This is a genomic window from Mesorhizobium sp. M8A.F.Ca.ET.218.01.1.1 (genome assembly GCF_004791165.1).
GTDB lineage: Bacteria > Pseudomonadota > Alphaproteobacteria > Rhizobiales > Rhizobiaceae > Mesorhizobium.
In genome coordinates, this window is record NZ_SRUZ01000003.1 from 665,073 (window position 1) to 680,625 (window position 15,553).

Sequence of the window (15,553 nt, forward strand, 5' to 3'; positions counted from 1 at the left end):
GAAACGAAAATGCTTGAGATCAAGAACCTGCATGCCCGCATCGTCGATGACGGCACCGAAATCATCCGTGGCTTGAACCTGACGGTGAAAGCCGGCGAGGTTGCCGCCATCATGGGGCCGAACGGCTCGGGCAAATCGACCCTGTCCTATATCCTCGCCGGCCGCGAGGACTATGAGGTGACCGAGGGCGACATCCTCTACAACGGCCAGTCGATCCTCGAAATGGATCCGGCCGAGCGCGCCACGTCAGGCATCTTCCTCGCCTTCCAGTATCCGATGGAGATACCGGGCGTCGCCACCATGGAATTCCTGAAAGTAGCGATGAACGAGCAGCGCAAGGCGCGTGGCGAGGAACCGCTGAAAATCCCGGAATTCCTGAAGCGCGTGAAGGAAGCCGCCGCATCGCTCAGCATGGACATGGCGATGCTGAAGCGGCCGCTCAACGTCGGTTTCTCCGGCGGCGAGAAGAAGCGCGCCGAAATCCTGCAGATGAAGCTCCTGGAGCCGAAACTCTGCGTGCTCGACGAGACCGATTCCGGCCTCGACATCGACGCGCTGAAGATTGTCTCGGATGGCGTCAACGCGCTGCGTTCGCCGGACCGGGCTTTCCTGGTCATCACCCATTACCAGCGCCTGCTCGAACACATCGTGCCGGACAGCGTGCACGTGCTCTACAGGGGCCAGGTCATCAAGTCGGGCGACAAGTCGCTGGCGCTCGACCTCGAGGCCAATGGCTATGCCGGTGTGATCGGCGAAGCCGCTTGAGATGCCAAGTCATTTTGTTCCAAAAGACAGGCGAGACTGATGAATATGCACACACAACCGCAGCGGACACCGGCCGAGACAGCGTTGATCGACGCCTTCGGCGACCGGCTGTCGCTGCTGCCGGGCGACGGCGCGGTGATGCTGAAGCGCGACGACGCCATCGAAGCGATCAAGCACGGCCTGCCGACGCGTCGCATCGAGTCCTGGCACTACACCGATCTGCGCCGGCTTTTGAATGCGGTGCCGGACTTCGATCCGGCCGCCGCAGCGAAAGCCATCGCGCCAATCGTCGACGGTTCGACGGTTCTCGCTCTGTTGAACGGCGTGTCGAGCGCCAAGGCGCCGGACGTCGAGGGTGTCAGCGTCCAGCGTCTGTCCGAAAAGCTGACCGACGGCAGCATCGCGCCGGGGCTCGACCCCTATGGCAGTGACGATGCCATTGGTGCGCTGAACACCGCTTTCGTCGCCGACGGCTTTTTCGTCGACATCGCCGATGGCGCCGAACTGGAAAGGCCGGTCGAGCTGCAGAACCTGCAGGCGGGTGGCCAGACCCATGTGCGCTTGCCGGTGCGTGTCGGCGCCGGCGCCAAGGCGGTCATCGTCGAGCGTCAGGCCGGCGAGGGCGCTGCGCTGACGAGCTCGGTCAGCCAGCTCGTGCTCGGCGAGGGCGCCGAGGTGACCTGGTTGATCGTCCAGGAGCAGCCGGAGACGGCGACACACCTGGCGCAGTTCAAGGCCCATATCGGCAAGAATGCGAAACTGACGCTGTTCGTCATGAACGCCGGCGGCAGGCTGGTGCGCCAGGAGATCATGATCAAGACGACGGGCGAAGGCGCCGACTTCAAGCTGCGCGGCATCAATCTTCTGGCCGGCGACACCCATACCGATGTCACCATGGTGCTCGACCATGCCGTGCCGCATACGACATCGACGGAGGTCATCCGCAATGTGGTGACGGGCAAGGCGCGGGGCGTGTTCCAGGGTCGCATCAACGTTCACCAATATGCGCAGAAGACCAACGCCAAGATGGCCTGCAACACGCTGCTTTTGTCGGACGATGGCGAGTTCTCGACCAAGCCGGAGCTTGAAATCTTCGCCGACGACGTCATCTGCGGCCATGGCGCGACTGTCACGGAGATCGACCACGACCATTTGTTCTACCTGATGGCGCGCGGCGTCGACGAAAAGAGCGCGCGGGGGTTGCTCGTCAAAGCCTTCGTGGCGGAAGTGATCGAGGAGCTGGACGACGAAGCGATCGTCGAGGCGCTGGAAGCGCGGCTTGATGAGTGGTTTGTGACGCACGGGTGATCCTGATGAACGCTCCAGGCAAGATCGGAGATTTCTACGACGTCGAGGCGATCCGCCATGATTTCCCGATCCTGTCGCGTGAAGTCTATGGCAAGCCGCTGGTCTATCTCGACAACGGCGCCTCGGCACAGAAGCCGCAGGTCGTGCTCGATGCGATCCAGCACGCCTATTCCCAGGAATACGCCAACGTTCATCGCGGCCTGCATTTCCTCTCCAATGCCGCCACCGACGCTTATGAGAAGGCGCGGGAAACGGTGCGCCGTTTCCTCAACGCGCCAAGCACCGACAACATCGTCTTTACCTCGAACACGACCTCGGCGATCAACACCGTTGCTTATGGTTATGGCATGCCCAATATCGGCGAGGGCGACGAGATCGTGCTGTCGATCATGGAGCATCATTCCAACATCGTTCCCTGGCATTTCATCCGCGAACGGCAGGGCGCCAAGCTGGTCTGGGTGCCGGTCGACGACCTCGGCGTCTTCCACATCGAGGAATTCGAAAAGCGCCTGACCGACAGGACGAAGCTGGTCGCCATCACGCAGATGTCGAATGCGCTTGGCACGGTGACGCCGATCAAGGAGATTGTCCGGATCGCGCATGCGCGCGGCATTCCCGTACTCGTCGACGGCAGCCAGAGCGCCGTGCACATGGCCGTGGACGTTCAGGATCTCGATTGCGATTTCTTCGTCTTCACCGGCCACAAGGTCTACGGCCCCTCGGGCATCGGCGTGCTCTATGGCAAGAAGGATAGTCTCGCCGGCATGCGGCCCTTCATGGGCGGCGGCGAGATGATCGAGGAGGTCACGGAAGACATCGTCACCTACAACGATCCGCCGCACCGCTTCGAGGCGGGCACGCCGCCGATCGTGCAGGCGATCGGGCTGGGTGCGGCGCTCGACTACATGGACTCTGTCGGCCGCGAGCGCATCGCGGCGCACGAAGAAGACCTCAAGATCTATGCCCACGAACGGCTGCGCGCCATCAATTCGCTGCGCATCTTCGGTGATGCGCCTGGCAAGGGCGCCATCATCTCCTTCGAGCTGCAAGGTATTCATGCCCATGACGTCTCGATGGTGATAGACAGGCAAGGCGTGGCTGTCCGCGCAGGCACCCATTGCGCGCAACCGCTGTTGAAACGCTTTGGCGTAACCTCCACATGCAGGGCATCGTTCGGCATGTATAATACCAGGGCCGAAGTCGACGCTTTGGCCGAGGCGCTTGAAAAAGCGCGCAAGTTTTTCGGGTGACGACGATGGATGATGTGAGCACCACCGCAGAGACCGTATCGGCCGGCAACAGCGTCGTTTCCGCCTCGGCCATCCCCGCGGACGAACTGGCGCGACTGACCGACGACATCGTCTCTGCGCTGAAGACGGTCTACGACCCGGAAATCCCGGCCGACATCTACGAGCTCGGCCTCGTCTACAAGATCGACATCGAGGACGACCGCTCGGTCAAGATCGACATGACGCTGACCGCGCCGGGCTGCCCGGTGGCCGGCGAAATGCCCGGCTGGGTGGAGAACGCGGTGGGCGCCATCGAAGGCGTGTCCGGGGTCGAGGTCAACATGACTTTCGATCCGCCCTGGACGCCCGACCGCATGTCGGAAGAGGCGCAGGTCGCGGTGGGCTGGTACTAGCGCTGAGCCTGGTACACTTGCGCCAGTGGTAAAACTTCACCATTTTAGGTGAGGAATCATTCGGCAGGCCTTGAACCTGCATGGAATGGAGAAGGAAAAACATGGGACGCTTTGCCGTCATTACGATGACCGAAAAGGCCGCCGACCGGGTGCGCGAGATCGTCGCGACTCGCGAGAACGCGCATGGCATTCGCCTTGGCATCAAGAAGGGCGGCTGCGCCGGCATGGAATACACGGTCGATCTGGTGACCGAGCCCAACACCAAGGACGACCACATCGAGCGCGACGGCGCCAATGTCTATGTCGCGCCCGAGGCCGCCCTGTTCCTGTTTGGCACCGAAATGGATTTCGAGCAGACGACGCTGCGCACCGGCTTCACCTTCCACAATCCGAACCAGAGCTCGGCCTGCGGCTGCGGTGAATCCGTCGAACTGAAGCCGGCCGATCTGAAGGCGCTGGCCGAAGCACGCGCTTCGGCCTGATCTTCCCTTCGCCCCTTAAACTGGGTGAAGGAAGCTAATCCACCCCACATGCCTGTCCGCTTGTGCCAGTCGGCGATCGATTCTTCGGGATAGACGTCGAAGACTTTGTCCTTCGGCCCAACATCAGGCTCGACCCAGTTCGCCTTGTACTTCAGCATCAGATGCACCTTCTCGGGCGGAACGGGCAGGTCGCTGTCGATCGCCGAGGCGAAGGGATGCACCAGTTCCGGCCAGGTCGGATCGTAGAGCCAGAGCGCCGACCCGCATTTGCGGCAAAAATTGCGTTCGCCGGTCGAGACCTCGCAACGGGGATGCTCATCGTCCTCGATCTCGGCCCGGTAGACGCCAAGATTTCTCTTGCCCCGGATGTTCAACGTTGCGTAATCGGCGCCGAGATTGATGGCGAAACCGCCGCCACCCTGCTGCTTGCGGCAGATCGAGCAGTAGCAGAGCATGAACGGAACGGGCGTGTGGCTTTCCACCTCGAAACGCACGGCGTTGCAGCGACAGGATCCTTTGAGCAGAAGCGGCATGACGAAACGACTCCGACGGAATGTTCACAACCTGTCAGCATGATTTCGGCTGCGCGATGACAATGTCAAATGCCGGTGACATGATCGCGGCATGGACAATGAACGCATCGCCGAACTTTTCGAAGGCCTGGGCCCGGTCAGCATCCGCAAACTCTTCGGCGGCAAGGGCATCTATTTCGACGATGTCATCATCGCCGTTGTCATTCGCGGTGAATTAATGCTGAAAGCCGACGAGCAGAGCGTGCCCGATTTCGAGGCCGCCGGCTGCCGGCAATGGACCTATACCGGAACGCGCCACGGCAAGCTCGTCGCCATGCCCTACTGGAGCATTCCCGACAGTGCCTTCGACGATCCCGACGAGATGACGGTGTGGGCGCGGCGGGCTTACGAGGCCGGACGACGGGCGGGAAAGTAGATATAGGCAGGGCACCAGGCCGCCCCCTCATCCGGCCGCTTCGCGGCCACCTTCTCCCCAAGGGGAGAAGAGGTCGACGTCGGCGGCGCCAACTCCTCTCCCCTCGGGGAGAGGTAGGATTGCCCCGAATTTCTCTTGGCAATTCGGTCTTGGCAATCCGGCTGAGGGGGATCTTCGCGGCGCTGACCTACAGCGCCTTCGCAATCTCCGCCGCCAGCCGTGCATTGTTCTCGACCAGCGCGATGTTGGTCTTCAGGCTGCGGCCGCCCGTGAGTTCGAGGATTTTTCCCAGCAGGAACGGCGTCACCGACTTGCCGGTGACGTTAAGGGCTTCGGCGGCCTTTTGTGCGGCTTCGATGTAGCCGGCCATTTCTTCAGCGGGGATTTCGTGGTTTTCCGGCACCGGATTGGCGACCAGCAAGCCGCCGCTAAGTCCCAGAGCCAGGCGCGTCTGGTAGAAATGCGCGATGTCTTCCGGCCTGTGCAAGGTCAATGGCGCGCGGAACGGCGACTGCCGCGACCAGAAGGCCGGCATCGTCTCGCAGCCATGGCCGACGACGGGCACGCCGCGCGTCTCCAGCACTTCCAGCGTCTTTTCGATGTCCAGAATGGCCTTGGCGCCGGCCGAGACGACGATGACCGGCGTGCGCGCCAGTTCGTCGAGGTCGGCCGAGATGTCGAAACTCTTTTCCGCGCCCTTGTGCACGCCGCCAATGCCGCCGGTGGCGAACACCTTTATCCCGACCATGTCAGCCGCGATCATGGTCGCGGCGACCGTGGTGCCCCCGGTGCGGCCTTGCGCGACGGCGAAGCCGAGATCGGCGCGCGACAGCTTCATGGCGTCACCCGTCATCGCCAGCGATTCGCGTTCGCCGTCCGAAAGCCCGACCTTGATGCGGCCGTTGACCACGGCGATCGTCGCTGGCACGGCGCCGCCGTCAGCGATGATTTTTTCGACATTGGCCGCCATGGCGCCATTGTCGGGATAGGGCATGCCATGGGTGATGATGGTGCTTTCGAGCGCCACCACAGGACGCCCGGCGGCCAGGGCCTGCGCCACCGGTGCATGGATATCGATGAAAGGGCGGGCGGTCTCTGGCGTCATTTCTGATCTCCAATCCGGAATGCGGCGCATCCATCAGGACAGCGCAAGCTTTGCTGCGTCATGAATTTGCCGGTCTCATGCCACTTCCCTGGCATCCGGCACAAGGGCCAGCGCTTCCGCGAAGCTCGCCGCGGAGAATTCGGGCACCGCGTTGGCGCTCTCGATGGTCAGCGTCGCCGCCGCGACGCCTTCGCGCAGGGCCTGGCGCAGCGGCAGGCCGCGCAGCAGCGCCGCGACCGTCGCACCCGCGAGCGCGTCGCCGGCGCCGGTGACATCGGCGACTTTTCTGGGAGCTGGAGGCATGATCGAAAAAGCGCCTGTGCTGTCGAAACCCAGCACAGGGCCACCGCCTGCCGTGACCACGCCGCTGGCAAGACCGCTGCATCGCAACCCGTCGATCATCTCCCGCTCGGCGGCATCTGCATGGACGCCAGCCAGCACCACGGCCTCCCGCCGGTTCATGAAGAGCTGGGCCAGCCCGTCGAGCACCGGTATCAGCCGCGTCACCTTGGCCGGCGAAATCGCGATGGCGAAAACCGGTTTGCCGGCGGCGAGCAAAAGCAGCCGCTCCAGCGCTGCCGACGGCAGATTGGCGTCGCACAGGATGGCATCGGCGGCAGCCACCTCCTGGCGGATCTTGGAACGCTTGATCTGTTTGGGAAAGGCCAGGTCGTACAGCGCCATATCGGCAAAGCCGACGATCAATTCGCCCTCGCGGTCGATCAGAGCCGTGTAGCTCGGCGTGGTACGGTCGAGAAACACCGCCGACAGATCGGCGACGCCCGCCTCGGCGATGGCCCGTGAAACCGTATCTCCCGCCGCATCGCCGCCGCGCACCGAAAGCAGGGACGCGGAGAGGCCGCGCCGCACCATGCCGCGCAGGGCGTTGAAGACGCCACCGCCGACATCCTCGCGCATCGTGCCGGGATTGGAGGCGGCCGGCACGTAAGGACCGGATACCTGGCCACGCCGGTCGATATGGGCGCCGCCCACGGCCAGTATCTTCGCTGATTTCACCATGGCGGCGATATGACCTTTGTTGTTGTAGCCGCACAAGCGCTGGAGTGCGCGACAGAGCTTCGCACGCAAGACGGCGATTCGGCCGGGCGGAATGCCGGGGCCGGCTGGCCCAATGCGGAGCCAGTTCCTGACCGGCTTGGCAAGACAAAAAAAGAACAAATCCGGATATCGATTGTTTTTCAATTGGTTGTCACCCCTTGCCAAATGAGAACAAAAAAGGTACAAAATGCCAGGGATTACGGATTGTCCGGCCTTCATTGACGACCAAGGGGTGATGTATCATGGCTCAGAATTCTTTGCGGCTGGTAGAGGATAAGGCAGTGGACAAATCAAAGGCTCTGGATGCGGCGCTGTCGCAAATCGAGCGGGCTTTCGGCAAGGGCTCGATCATGCGGCTCGGCGCCAACGAGCAGGTCGTCGAGATCGAAACGGTGCCTACCGGTTCGCTCGGCCTCGACATCGCGCTCGGCGTCGGTGGCCTGCCGCGCGGCCGCATCATCGAGATCTACGGGCCGGAAAGCTCGGGCAAGACGACGCTGGCCCTGCATACCGTGGCCGAAGCCCAGAAGAAGGGCGGCATCTGCGCCTTCGTCGATGCCGAACACGCGCTCGATCCGGTCTATGCCCGCAAGCTCGGCGTCGATCTTGAAAACCTGCTGATCTCGCAGCCCGACACCGGCGAGCAGGCGCTGGAGATCTGCGACACGCTGGTGCGTTCCGGCGCCATTGATGTGCTGGTGGTCGATTCGGTGGCGGCGCTGACGCCGCGCGCCGAAATCGAGGGCGAGATGGGCGATTCGCTGCCTGGCCTGCAGGCCCGCCTGATGAGCCAGGCGCTGCGCAAGCTCACCGCATCGATCTCGCGCTCCAACACCATGGTCATCTTCATCAACCAGATCCGCATGAAGATCGGCGTCATGTTCGGCTCGCCCGAAACGACGACCGGCGGCAACGCGCTGAAATTCTACGCTTCCGTACGCCTCGACATCCGCCGTATCGGCTCGGTCAAGGATCGCGACGAAGTCGTCGGCAACCAGACCCGCGTCAAGGTGGTCAAGAACAAGCTGGCGCCGCCCTTCAAGGTGGTCGAATTCGACATCATGTATGGCGAGGGCGTCTCCAAGACCGGCGAACTGGTCGATCTCGGCGTCAAGGCCGGCGTGGTCGAGAAGTCGGGCGCCTGGTTCTCCTACAATTCGCAACGTCTCGGCCAGGGCCGCGAGAATGCGAAACTGTTCCTGCGCGACAATCCGGACACTGCGCGCGAGATAGAACTGGCGCTCAGGCAGAATGCCGGACTGATCGCCGAAAAATTCCTCGAGAATGGTGGTTCAGAGGGCAATGGCGATGACGGTTTTGAGGACGAAGCCGGCGCGATGTAGGGCAGCGCCAGAGTTTGGCCATAAATCCAGCCTATTATCCGATGCTTAAGTAACAGAGTTCTTTAGTACCGCGTTCAAAACCGCCGGCCTTCGCGCCGGCGGTTTTCGTTTGCGTGCCCGCGCAAATGCCGGTGCGAAGCGTGAATTGGCCCAATTCCGTGTTTCTGGACAGGGTCAAGAGCTACGGCTAAAAGGCCAACTCCATCTTCTAGAAAACACTGAGCCATCTCCCGCCGGTCTGGCCGGCGGCTCTCTTGAAAAGGCAGTATCCATGAGTGGCGTGAACGAGATCCGGTCGACCTTTCTCGACTATTTCCGCAAGGAAGGCCACGAGGTCGTGGCCTCGAGCCCGCTCGTGCCGCGCAACGATCCGACCTTGATGTTCACCAATGCCGGCATGGTGCAGTTCAAGAACGTCTTCACCGGTTTGGAGAAGCGGCCCTATTCGCGTGCCACCACGGCCCAGAAAAGCGTTCGCGCCGGCGGCAAGCACAATGATCTCGACAATGTCGGCTATACCGCGCGCCACCTGACCTTCTTCGAGATGCTCGGCAATTTTTCCTTCGGCGACTATTTCAAGGAGCGCGCCATCGAGCTTGCCTGGAACCTCATCACCAGGGAGTTCGGACTGAAGAAGGACAAGCTGCTGGTCACCGTCTATCACACGGACGATGAGGCGGCCGGCTTCTGGAAGAAGATCGCCGGTTTTTCCGACGATCGCATCATCCGCATCGCGACCTCGGACAATTTCTGGGCGATGGGCGACACGGGACCCTGCGGCCCCTGCTCGGAAATCTTCATCGACCGTGGCGAGCACATCTGGGGCGGCCCGCCCGGCAGTCCGGAGGAGGACGGCGACCGGTTCCTCGAATTCTGGAACCTGGTGTTCATGCAGTATGAGCAGGTGACGAAAGAGGAGCGCGTCGACCTGCCGCGTCCGTCGATCGACACCGGCATGGGCCTGGAGCGCATGGCATCCATCCTGCAAGGGGTGGAAAGCGTCTTCGAGACCGACCTGTTCCGTCATTTGATCGATGCGGCGTCCTCCGCGCTTGGGCGCGCGCCCGACGCGGAAACGGTTGCGTCCTATCGCGTCATTGCCGATCACCTGCGCTCATCCTCCTTCCTGGTTGCCGACGGTGTGCTGCCGTCGAATGAAGGCCGCGGCTATGTGCTGCGCCGCATCATGCGCCGCGCCATGCGCCATGCGCAGCTGCTCGGCGCCCGCGATCCGTTGATGTGGAAACTGGTGCCGGCCTTGGTGCGCGAGATGGGCCAGGCCTATCCGGAACTGGTCCGCGGCGAAACGATGATTACCGAGACCCTGAAACTCGAGGAGACCCGCTTCCGCAAGACGCTGGTGCGCGGCCTCGGACTGCTGTCCGAGGCGACGGAGAAGCTCGGCGCCGGCGACATGCTGGATGGCGAGACCGCATTCAAGCTCTACGACACCTATGGCTTCCCGCTCGACCTGACGCAGGACGCGCTGCGGCAGCGCAGCATTTCGGTCGATCTTGCCGGGTTCACGAATGCGATGGAGCAGCAAAAGGCGGAGGCGCGCAAGCACTGGGCCGGGTCCGGCGAGGCCGCCACCGAGACGGTTTGGTTCTCCGTGCGTGAAAAGACGGGCGCCACCGAATTCCTCGGCTACGAAACCGAGCAGGCCGAAGGCCTCATTCAGGCGCTGGTCAAGGACGGCAAGACCGTCGACAGCGCCGCCAAGGGCGATGCGGTCGTCGTGGTCGTCAACCAGACCCCGTTCTATGGCGAATCCGGCGGCCAGATGGGCGACACCGGCGTCATCTCGGGTGAGGGGTTCTCGGTCGAGATCTCCGATACGCAGAAAAAGGCCGATGGTCTGTTCGTGCATCTGGGCAAGGTGGCGAGAGGCACGGTCAAGTTGGGGGCCGCGGTCGAACTGAAGGTCGATCATGCCAGGCGCTCCAGGCTGCGCGCCAATCACTCCGCGACACATCTGATCCATGAGGCGCTGCGCGAGGTGCTGGGCACCCATGTCGCGCAAAAAGGCTCGCTGGTCGCGCCCGAGCGCCTGCGCTTCGACATCTCGCACAACAAGCCGATTTCAGCCGAGGAGCTCGAAGAGGTCGAGCGCATGGCCAACGAGATCGTCGTCCAGAACAGCCCGGTGACCACGCGCCTGATGTCGGTCGACGACGCCATCGCCGAAGGCGCCATGGCGCTGTTCGGCGAGAAGTATGGCGATGAGGTGCGGGTCGTGTCGATGGGCACGGGCGTCCATGGCGCCAAGGCCAACCGGCCCTACTCGGTCGAGCTCTGCGGCGGCACGCATGTCAGGGCGACCGGTGATATCGGCCTGGTGCGCATCGTCTCGGACGGTGCGGTCGCCGCTGGCGTGCGCCGCATCGAGGCGTTGACCGGCGAAGCCGCGCGCAAACATCTCGACGAGCAGGACCGGCGGCTGAAAGCGGCCGCCGCCACGCTGAAGATCTCGCCGGCGGATGTGCCAGCGCGTGTCGAAGCGCTGCTCGAAGAGCGCAAGAAGCTCGAGAAGGACCTGACCGAAGCGCGCAAGAAGCTGGCGCTGGGCGGCGGGTCGCCTGCCGATGCCCCGGCCGCCAACGAGATCGTGGCTGGCGTCGGCTTCCTCGGCAAGGCGGTTTCAGGGGTCTCGCCGAAGGACCTGAAGCCGCTGGCCGACGCAGGCAAGACTTCGTTGGGCTCTGGCGTCGTCGTGTTCGTTGGCGCCGGCGAGGACAACAAGGCGAGCGTCGTGGTCGCCGTGACCGATGATCTCGTCAGCCGCTTCAGCGCCGTCGACCTGGTGCGCGTTGCCTCCGCCGCATTGGGCGGGCAGGGCGGCGGCGGCCGCCCCGACATGGCCCAGGCCGGTGGTCCGGATGCCTCGAAGGCCAATGATGCGATAGCGGCGGTGAAGGCGGCGCTGGAAGCAGCCTAGCGAATTTAGGTAGGCGCTAGGCGTGCCAACGAGCTAGTCCGAGGCTGGCAGGACAGCGCCTGCCTCTGTCCTGCCGGACCGAGGGGTGCTGTCCAGCGGTTATCCCGATACTTGTCAACCAACCTTTTCGGTGTGGGCAAAGCTTGGGCGGGCAGCCACGCGCGCATACCACTCCTGGACCAGTGCAAACCGCGCCAGCAAGTCACGCCCCTCGATGACCTTGACGAAATAGCCAATCATCGGCGCCGCATGCAGGTCGGCCAGCGTCAGCTGGTCGCCAAGCAGCCAAGGCCCTTGTGCCTTCAGCGACGTCAGCACCCCGAGCACCGTTTCGGCCTGGCGCAGCCCGTCAGCGATCAGCGCCTCGTCGGGCGCCTCCTTCTCCAGCCGCTCGACGGCAACATCCCAGACCATCGACCTGTAGCCATAGGCATCGAGCATACCTGTCATCTGGCCCATCCTCGCTCGGCCGCGCGCGTCGGCCGGCTGCAGCGCCGGACCCTCGAACGCTTCATCGACATAGCGCGCGATCGCATTCGTCTCGAAGAGCCGGAACCCGTCATGTTCGAAGGCCGGGATGCGGCCGAACGGGTGATGTTCCAGATACCAGGCGGGAATGCCGTCGGTGGCGAAGACATCGAGCGGCACCAGCTCGTAGTCGATGCCTTTCTCCTCCAGCGCCATCCGCGCGATGCGCACATATACACTGTAGTCCGCGCCGTAGAGGATTGGCTTGGTCATGCTGTCAGCCCTTCGCATGCGCCGGCCCAAAAAGCGAAGGCTCCTTTCGGAGCCTTCGGCATTTGGAACCGCGGGTACTTACGCCATCGCCTTCTGCAAATTCTCGTCGATCTTGTCGAGGAAGCCGGTGGTCGAGAGCCAGGGCTGATCGGGGCCGATCAAGAGCGACAGGTCCTTGGTCATGAAGCCGCTTTCGACGGTCTGGATGCAGACCTTTTCCAGGGTCTCGGCAAAGCGCTTCAGTTCGGCATTGTCGTCGAGCTTGGCACGGTGCGCCAGGCCGCGCGTCCAGGCGAAGATCGAGGCGATCGAGTTGGTCGAGGTTTCCTCGCCCTTCTGGTGCTGGCGGTAGTGGCGGGTGACGGTGCCGTGCGCGGCTTCGGCTTCCACTGTCTTGCCGTCCGGCGTCATCAGCACCGAGGTCATCAGGCCGAGCGAGCCAAAACCCTGCGCCACCGTGTCGGACTGGACGTCGCCGTCATAGTTCTTGCAGGCCCAGACGTAGCCGCCCGACCATTTCAGGCTCGACGCCACCATGTCGTCGATCAGGCGGTGCTCGTACCACAGCTTCTTCGACTTGAACTCGGCTTCGAATTCATGCTCGTAGACTTCCTGGAAGATGTCCTTGAAGCGGCCGTCATAGGCCTTGAGGATGGTGTTCTTGGTCGACAGGTAGACCGGATAGTTGCGCAACAGGCCGTAGTTCAGCGACGCCCGGGCGAATTCGCGGATCGACTCGTCGAGATTGTACATGGCCATGGCCACACCGGCGCCGGGCGCGTCGAACACGTCATGCTCGATCACCTGGCCGTCCTCGCCGACGAACTTGATCGTCAGCTTGCCCTTGCCGGGGAACCGGAAATCGGTGGCGCGGTACTGGTCGCCGAAGGCATGGCGGCCGACGATGATCGGCTTGGTCCAGCCGGGCACCAGGCGCGGCACGTTCTTCATGATGATCGGCTCGCGGAAGATGGTGCCGCCGAGAATGTTGCGGATGGTGCCGTTGGGCGACTTCCACATCTTCTTCAGCTTGAACTCCTCGACGCGCTGCTCGTCGGGGGTGATCGTCGCGCATTTCACGCCGACGCCGTATTTCTTAATGGCGTTGGCCGAATCGATGGTCACCTGGTCGTTGGTGGCGTCGCGGTGCTCGACGCCGAGATCGTAATAGTCGAGCTTGAGGTCGAGATAAGGGTGGATCAGCTTGTCCTTGATGAACTGCCAGATGATGCGGGTCATCTCGTCGCCGTCGAGTTCGACGACCGGGTTCGCCACCTTGATCTTCGTCATGGAAAGAATGCCTCGTTGCTTCTGATGGAACGGCCATGCCGGTGTGGCGTGTAGCCGGGGGATGCGCCCGTATATCAAAGCGCTTTTGGCCGCGCAAACGCCGATCGGTCACGAATGTCAGCCATGACCGCGATCGTTTGCGAATGCTTCATTTTCGCGGCCGAATATGGCAGGGGACGCTGAAATGCCGCAAACAGCAGTTCATTGACAATCATGCCCGACGCCAAAGATCCATACAGCACCGCAGCCGCCGGCCCGGCGATCATCCTCGTCGAGCCGCAGCTCGGCGAGAATATCGGCATGGTCGCCCGCGCCATGGCCAATTTCGGACTTTCCGAGCTGCGCCTGGTCAATCCGCGCGACGGCTGGCCGAGCGAGAAGGCGCGTGCCGCCGCCAGCCGCGCCGATCATGTCATCGACGCGGTCAAAGTGTTCGACGATCTGGCGTCGGCGCTTGCCGATCTGAACTTCGTTTTCGCCACCACGGCCAGGCAGCGCGACGGCTTCAAATCCGTGCGCGGCCCGGTCGAGGCGGGCAGGGTGCTCCGTGCCCGTCACGGAATGGGGCAGCGCACCGGCATATTGTTCGGCCGTGAGCGCTTCGGTCTCTACAATGACGAGGTCGGCCTTGCCGACGAGATCGTCACCTTTCCGGTCGATCCCGATTTCTCTTCGCTCAACATCGCCCAGGCCGCGCTGCTGATGTCCTATGAGTGGATGAAGTCGGGTCTGGAGGACGAGACCAAGACCAATTTCTCCGGCCCGGACATGAAGCCGGCCAGCAAAGAGGAATTGCACGGCCTGTTCGCTTATCTGGAGGGCGCATTGGAAGCGCGCGGCTATTTCCGACCGGCGCCGAAGAAACCGAAAATGGTCGACAATCTGCGCGCCGTGCTGACGCGGCCCGGCTTCGCCGAACCGGAGCTCAAGGTGTTGCGCGGCATCATCTCGTCGCTGGACAGGTTCTCGCCGGCCATGCCGCGCGGCGACGGCTCTCCGGGCGACGATCCCCGGCGATTGCCGGCGGCGGCCGCGCGTGCTCGCAAGGTGGATGCGGCTGATCAACTCCCCGACGCCAATGGCGACGATACCGACACGCCGCCGCTGGGCGGCAAGGGAACAGACAATGACTGACCAGCCGATCCTGATGTTCGATTCCGGCGTCGGCGGGCTCACCGTGCTGCGCGAGGCGCGCGTCCTGATGCCCGACCGGCGCTTCATCTATGTCGCCGACGATGCCGCTTTTCCCTTTGGCGCCTGGGAAGAGCCGGCACTGCGGACCCATATACTGGAGCTGTTCGCCAAATTGCTCGACCGCTTCGCGCCGGCGATTTCGGTCATCGCCTGCAACACCGCCTCGACGCTGGTGATCGACGCGCTGCGTGAAAGATTTCCTGGCCATCCCTTCGTCGGCACCGTGCCTGCGGTCAAGCCGGCGGCCGAGCGCACGCGCTCGGGCCTGGTCTCGGTGCTGGCGACGCCAGGCACGGTGAAGCGGCAATACACGCGCGACCTGATCAGCAAATGGGCACAGAAATGCCATGTCCGCCTGGTCGGCAGCGACAGGCTGGCGGGCCTGTCCGAAGCCTATATGCGCGAGGGCTTCGTCGACGAGGAGGCCGTACGCGCCGAGATCGCGCCATGCTTCATCGAGCGCGACGGCATGCGCACCGACATCGTCGTGCTGGCCTGCACGCACTATCCCTTTCTGGTCAATCGCATGCGCAAGACCGCGCCCTGGCCGGTCGACTGGATCGATCCGGCCGAAGCGATCGCACGGCGAGCCCTCTCGCTGCTGCCGCCCATCGATGGAGCGCTGCCGCAAGGCGAACCCGATATAGCGGTGTTCACCTCGGGCAAGGCGGATTTCGCCGTCAGCCGCCTGATGCAGGGCTTTGGACTGACCGTGCGCTAGACAGTGGGCAACGTCTG

16 protein-coding genes and 1 pseudogene are annotated in these 15,553 nt (G+C 63.2%); 11 read left to right on the forward strand and 6 right to left on the reverse strand.

The window, feature by feature from the left end; translation table 11 throughout:
* Nucleotides 1-9 precede the first annotated feature (9 nt).
* The 5 genes from sufC to sufA all read left to right on the forward strand — a co-directional run bounded on the left by sufC (nucleotide 10) and on the right by sufA (nucleotide 4,197).
* On the forward strand, nucleotides 10-765 hold the full coding sequence (sufC, locus tag EN861_RS14410) for a Fe-S cluster assembly ATPase SufC (RefSeq protein ID WP_127279011.1): 756 nt from the start codon (nucleotides 10-12) through the stop codon (nucleotides 763-765).
* A gap of 39 nt (nucleotides 766-804) precedes the next feature.
* Complete coding sequence (sufD, locus tag EN861_RS14415) at nucleotides 805-2,073, forward strand: Fe-S cluster assembly protein SufD (protein ID WP_127869567.1); 1,269 nt, start codon at nucleotides 805-807, stop codon at nucleotides 2,071-2,073.
* A gap of 5 nt (nucleotides 2,074-2,078) precedes the next feature.
* Nucleotides 2,079-3,323 (forward strand): cysteine desulfurase, encoded by a 1,245-nt coding sequence (locus tag EN861_RS14420; protein ID WP_135864136.1) that lies wholly within the window; start codon nucleotides 2,079-2,081, stop codon nucleotides 3,321-3,323.
* A 5-nt stretch (nucleotides 3,324-3,328) separates the two neighbouring features.
* Nucleotides 3,329-3,715, forward strand: coding sequence for an SUF system Fe-S cluster assembly protein (locus EN861_RS14425; protein ID WP_127278937.1), 387 nt, complete (start codon nucleotides 3,329-3,331; stop codon nucleotides 3,713-3,715).
* Nucleotides 3,716-3,816: 101 nt separating this feature from the next.
* Nucleotides 3,817-4,197, forward strand: coding sequence for a Fe-S cluster assembly scaffold SufA (gene sufA, locus EN861_RS14430; protein ID WP_135864137.1), 381 nt, complete (start codon nucleotides 3,817-3,819; stop codon nucleotides 4,195-4,197).
* Nucleotides 4,198-4,241: 44 nt separating this feature from the next.
* Here sufA and EN861_RS14435 read toward each other — a convergent pair.
* Nucleotides 4,242-4,730, reverse strand: a pseudogene (locus EN861_RS14435) (GFA family protein); the annotation flags it as partial.
* A 91-nt stretch (nucleotides 4,731-4,821) separates the two neighbouring features.
* On the opposite strand from EN861_RS14435, the gene EN861_RS14440 reads away from it, so the two are divergent.
* Nucleotides 4,822-5,145 carry a TfoX/Sxy family protein gene (locus tag EN861_RS14440; RefSeq protein ID WP_127278939.1) on the forward strand — a complete coding sequence of 108 codons (324 nt, stop codon included), beginning with the start codon at nucleotides 4,822-4,824 and terminating at the stop codon, nucleotides 5,143-5,145.
* A 187-nt stretch (nucleotides 5,146-5,332) separates the two neighbouring features.
* Here EN861_RS14440 and EN861_RS14445 read toward each other — a convergent pair whose 3' ends face one another.
* Both EN861_RS14445 and EN861_RS14450 read right to left on the reverse strand, forming a co-directional pair.
* Nucleotides 5,333-6,250: a pseudouridine-5'-phosphate glycosidase gene (locus tag EN861_RS14445; RefSeq protein ID WP_135864139.1), complete on the reverse strand. Its 918-nt coding sequence runs from the start codon at nucleotides 6,248-6,250 to the stop codon at nucleotides 5,333-5,335.
* Between the two features lie 75 nt (nucleotides 6,251-6,325).
* A complete protein-coding gene (locus EN861_RS14450) occupies nucleotides 6,326-7,270 on the reverse strand; it encodes a carbohydrate kinase family protein (RefSeq protein ID WP_127278941.1) in 945 nt (314 codons plus the stop codon).
* A gap of 9 nt (nucleotides 7,271-7,279) precedes the next feature.
* Here EN861_RS14450 and EN861_RS14455 point away from each other — a divergent pair, with 9 nt between their 5' ends.
* The 3 genes from EN861_RS14455 to alaS all read left to right on the forward strand — a co-directional run bounded on the left by EN861_RS14455 (nucleotide 7,280) and on the right by alaS (nucleotide 11,590).
* On the forward strand, nucleotides 7,280-7,531 hold the full coding sequence (locus tag EN861_RS14455; protein ID WP_127278942.1) for a hypothetical protein: 252 nt from the start codon (nucleotides 7,280-7,282) through the stop codon (nucleotides 7,529-7,531).
* A 20-nt stretch (nucleotides 7,532-7,551) separates the two neighbouring features.
* Nucleotides 7,552-8,652, forward strand: coding sequence for a recombinase RecA (gene recA / locus EN861_RS14460; RefSeq protein WP_013895892.1), 1,101 nt, complete (start codon nucleotides 7,552-7,554; stop codon nucleotides 8,650-8,652).
* Nucleotides 8,653-8,923: 271 nt separating this feature from the next.
* The gene (gene alaS, locus EN861_RS14465) at nucleotides 8,924-11,590 is read left to right on the forward strand and encodes an alanine--tRNA ligase (protein WP_135864141.1); all 2,667 of its coding nucleotides are present in this window, start codon (nucleotides 8,924-8,926) and stop codon (nucleotides 11,588-11,590) included.
* Nucleotides 11,591-11,704: 114 nt separating this feature from the next.
* On the opposite strand, the gene EN861_RS14470 is transcribed toward alaS, so the two are convergent.
* From EN861_RS14470 to EN861_RS35445, 3 genes are all read right to left on the reverse strand, one after another.
* Entirely contained in the window at nucleotides 11,705-12,331 is a 627-nt protein-coding gene (locus EN861_RS14470; protein WP_127279227.1) for a glutathione S-transferase family protein, read from the reverse strand.
* 78 nt (nucleotides 12,332-12,409) lie between these two features.
* The gene (locus EN861_RS14475; protein WP_127279226.1) at nucleotides 12,410-13,621 is read right to left on the reverse strand and encodes an NADP-dependent isocitrate dehydrogenase; all 1,212 of its coding nucleotides are present in this window, start codon (nucleotides 13,619-13,621) and stop codon (nucleotides 12,410-12,412) included.
* A gap of 74 nt (nucleotides 13,622-13,695) precedes the next feature.
* Complete coding sequence (locus EN861_RS35445; RefSeq protein ID WP_189343632.1) at nucleotides 13,696-13,836, reverse strand: hypothetical protein; 141 nt, start codon at nucleotides 13,834-13,836, stop codon at nucleotides 13,696-13,698.
* Between EN861_RS35445 and EN861_RS14480 the strand changes: the two genes are divergently transcribed.
* Together EN861_RS14480 and murI are read left to right on the forward strand one after the other, a co-directional pair.
* Complete coding sequence (locus EN861_RS14480) at nucleotides 13,835-14,755, forward strand: RNA methyltransferase (RefSeq protein WP_135864144.1); 921 nt, start codon at nucleotides 13,835-13,837, stop codon at nucleotides 14,753-14,755. The two genes, EN861_RS35445 and EN861_RS14480, sit on opposite strands and share 2 nt — an antisense overlap.
* On the forward strand, nucleotides 14,748-15,536 hold the full coding sequence (gene murI / locus EN861_RS14485) for a glutamate racemase (protein ID WP_127279224.1): 789 nt from the start codon (nucleotides 14,748-14,750) through the stop codon (nucleotides 15,534-15,536). Before EN861_RS14480 ends, murI begins: the two co-directional genes overlap by 8 nt.
* Nucleotides 15,537-15,553: the final 17 nt, after the last annotated feature.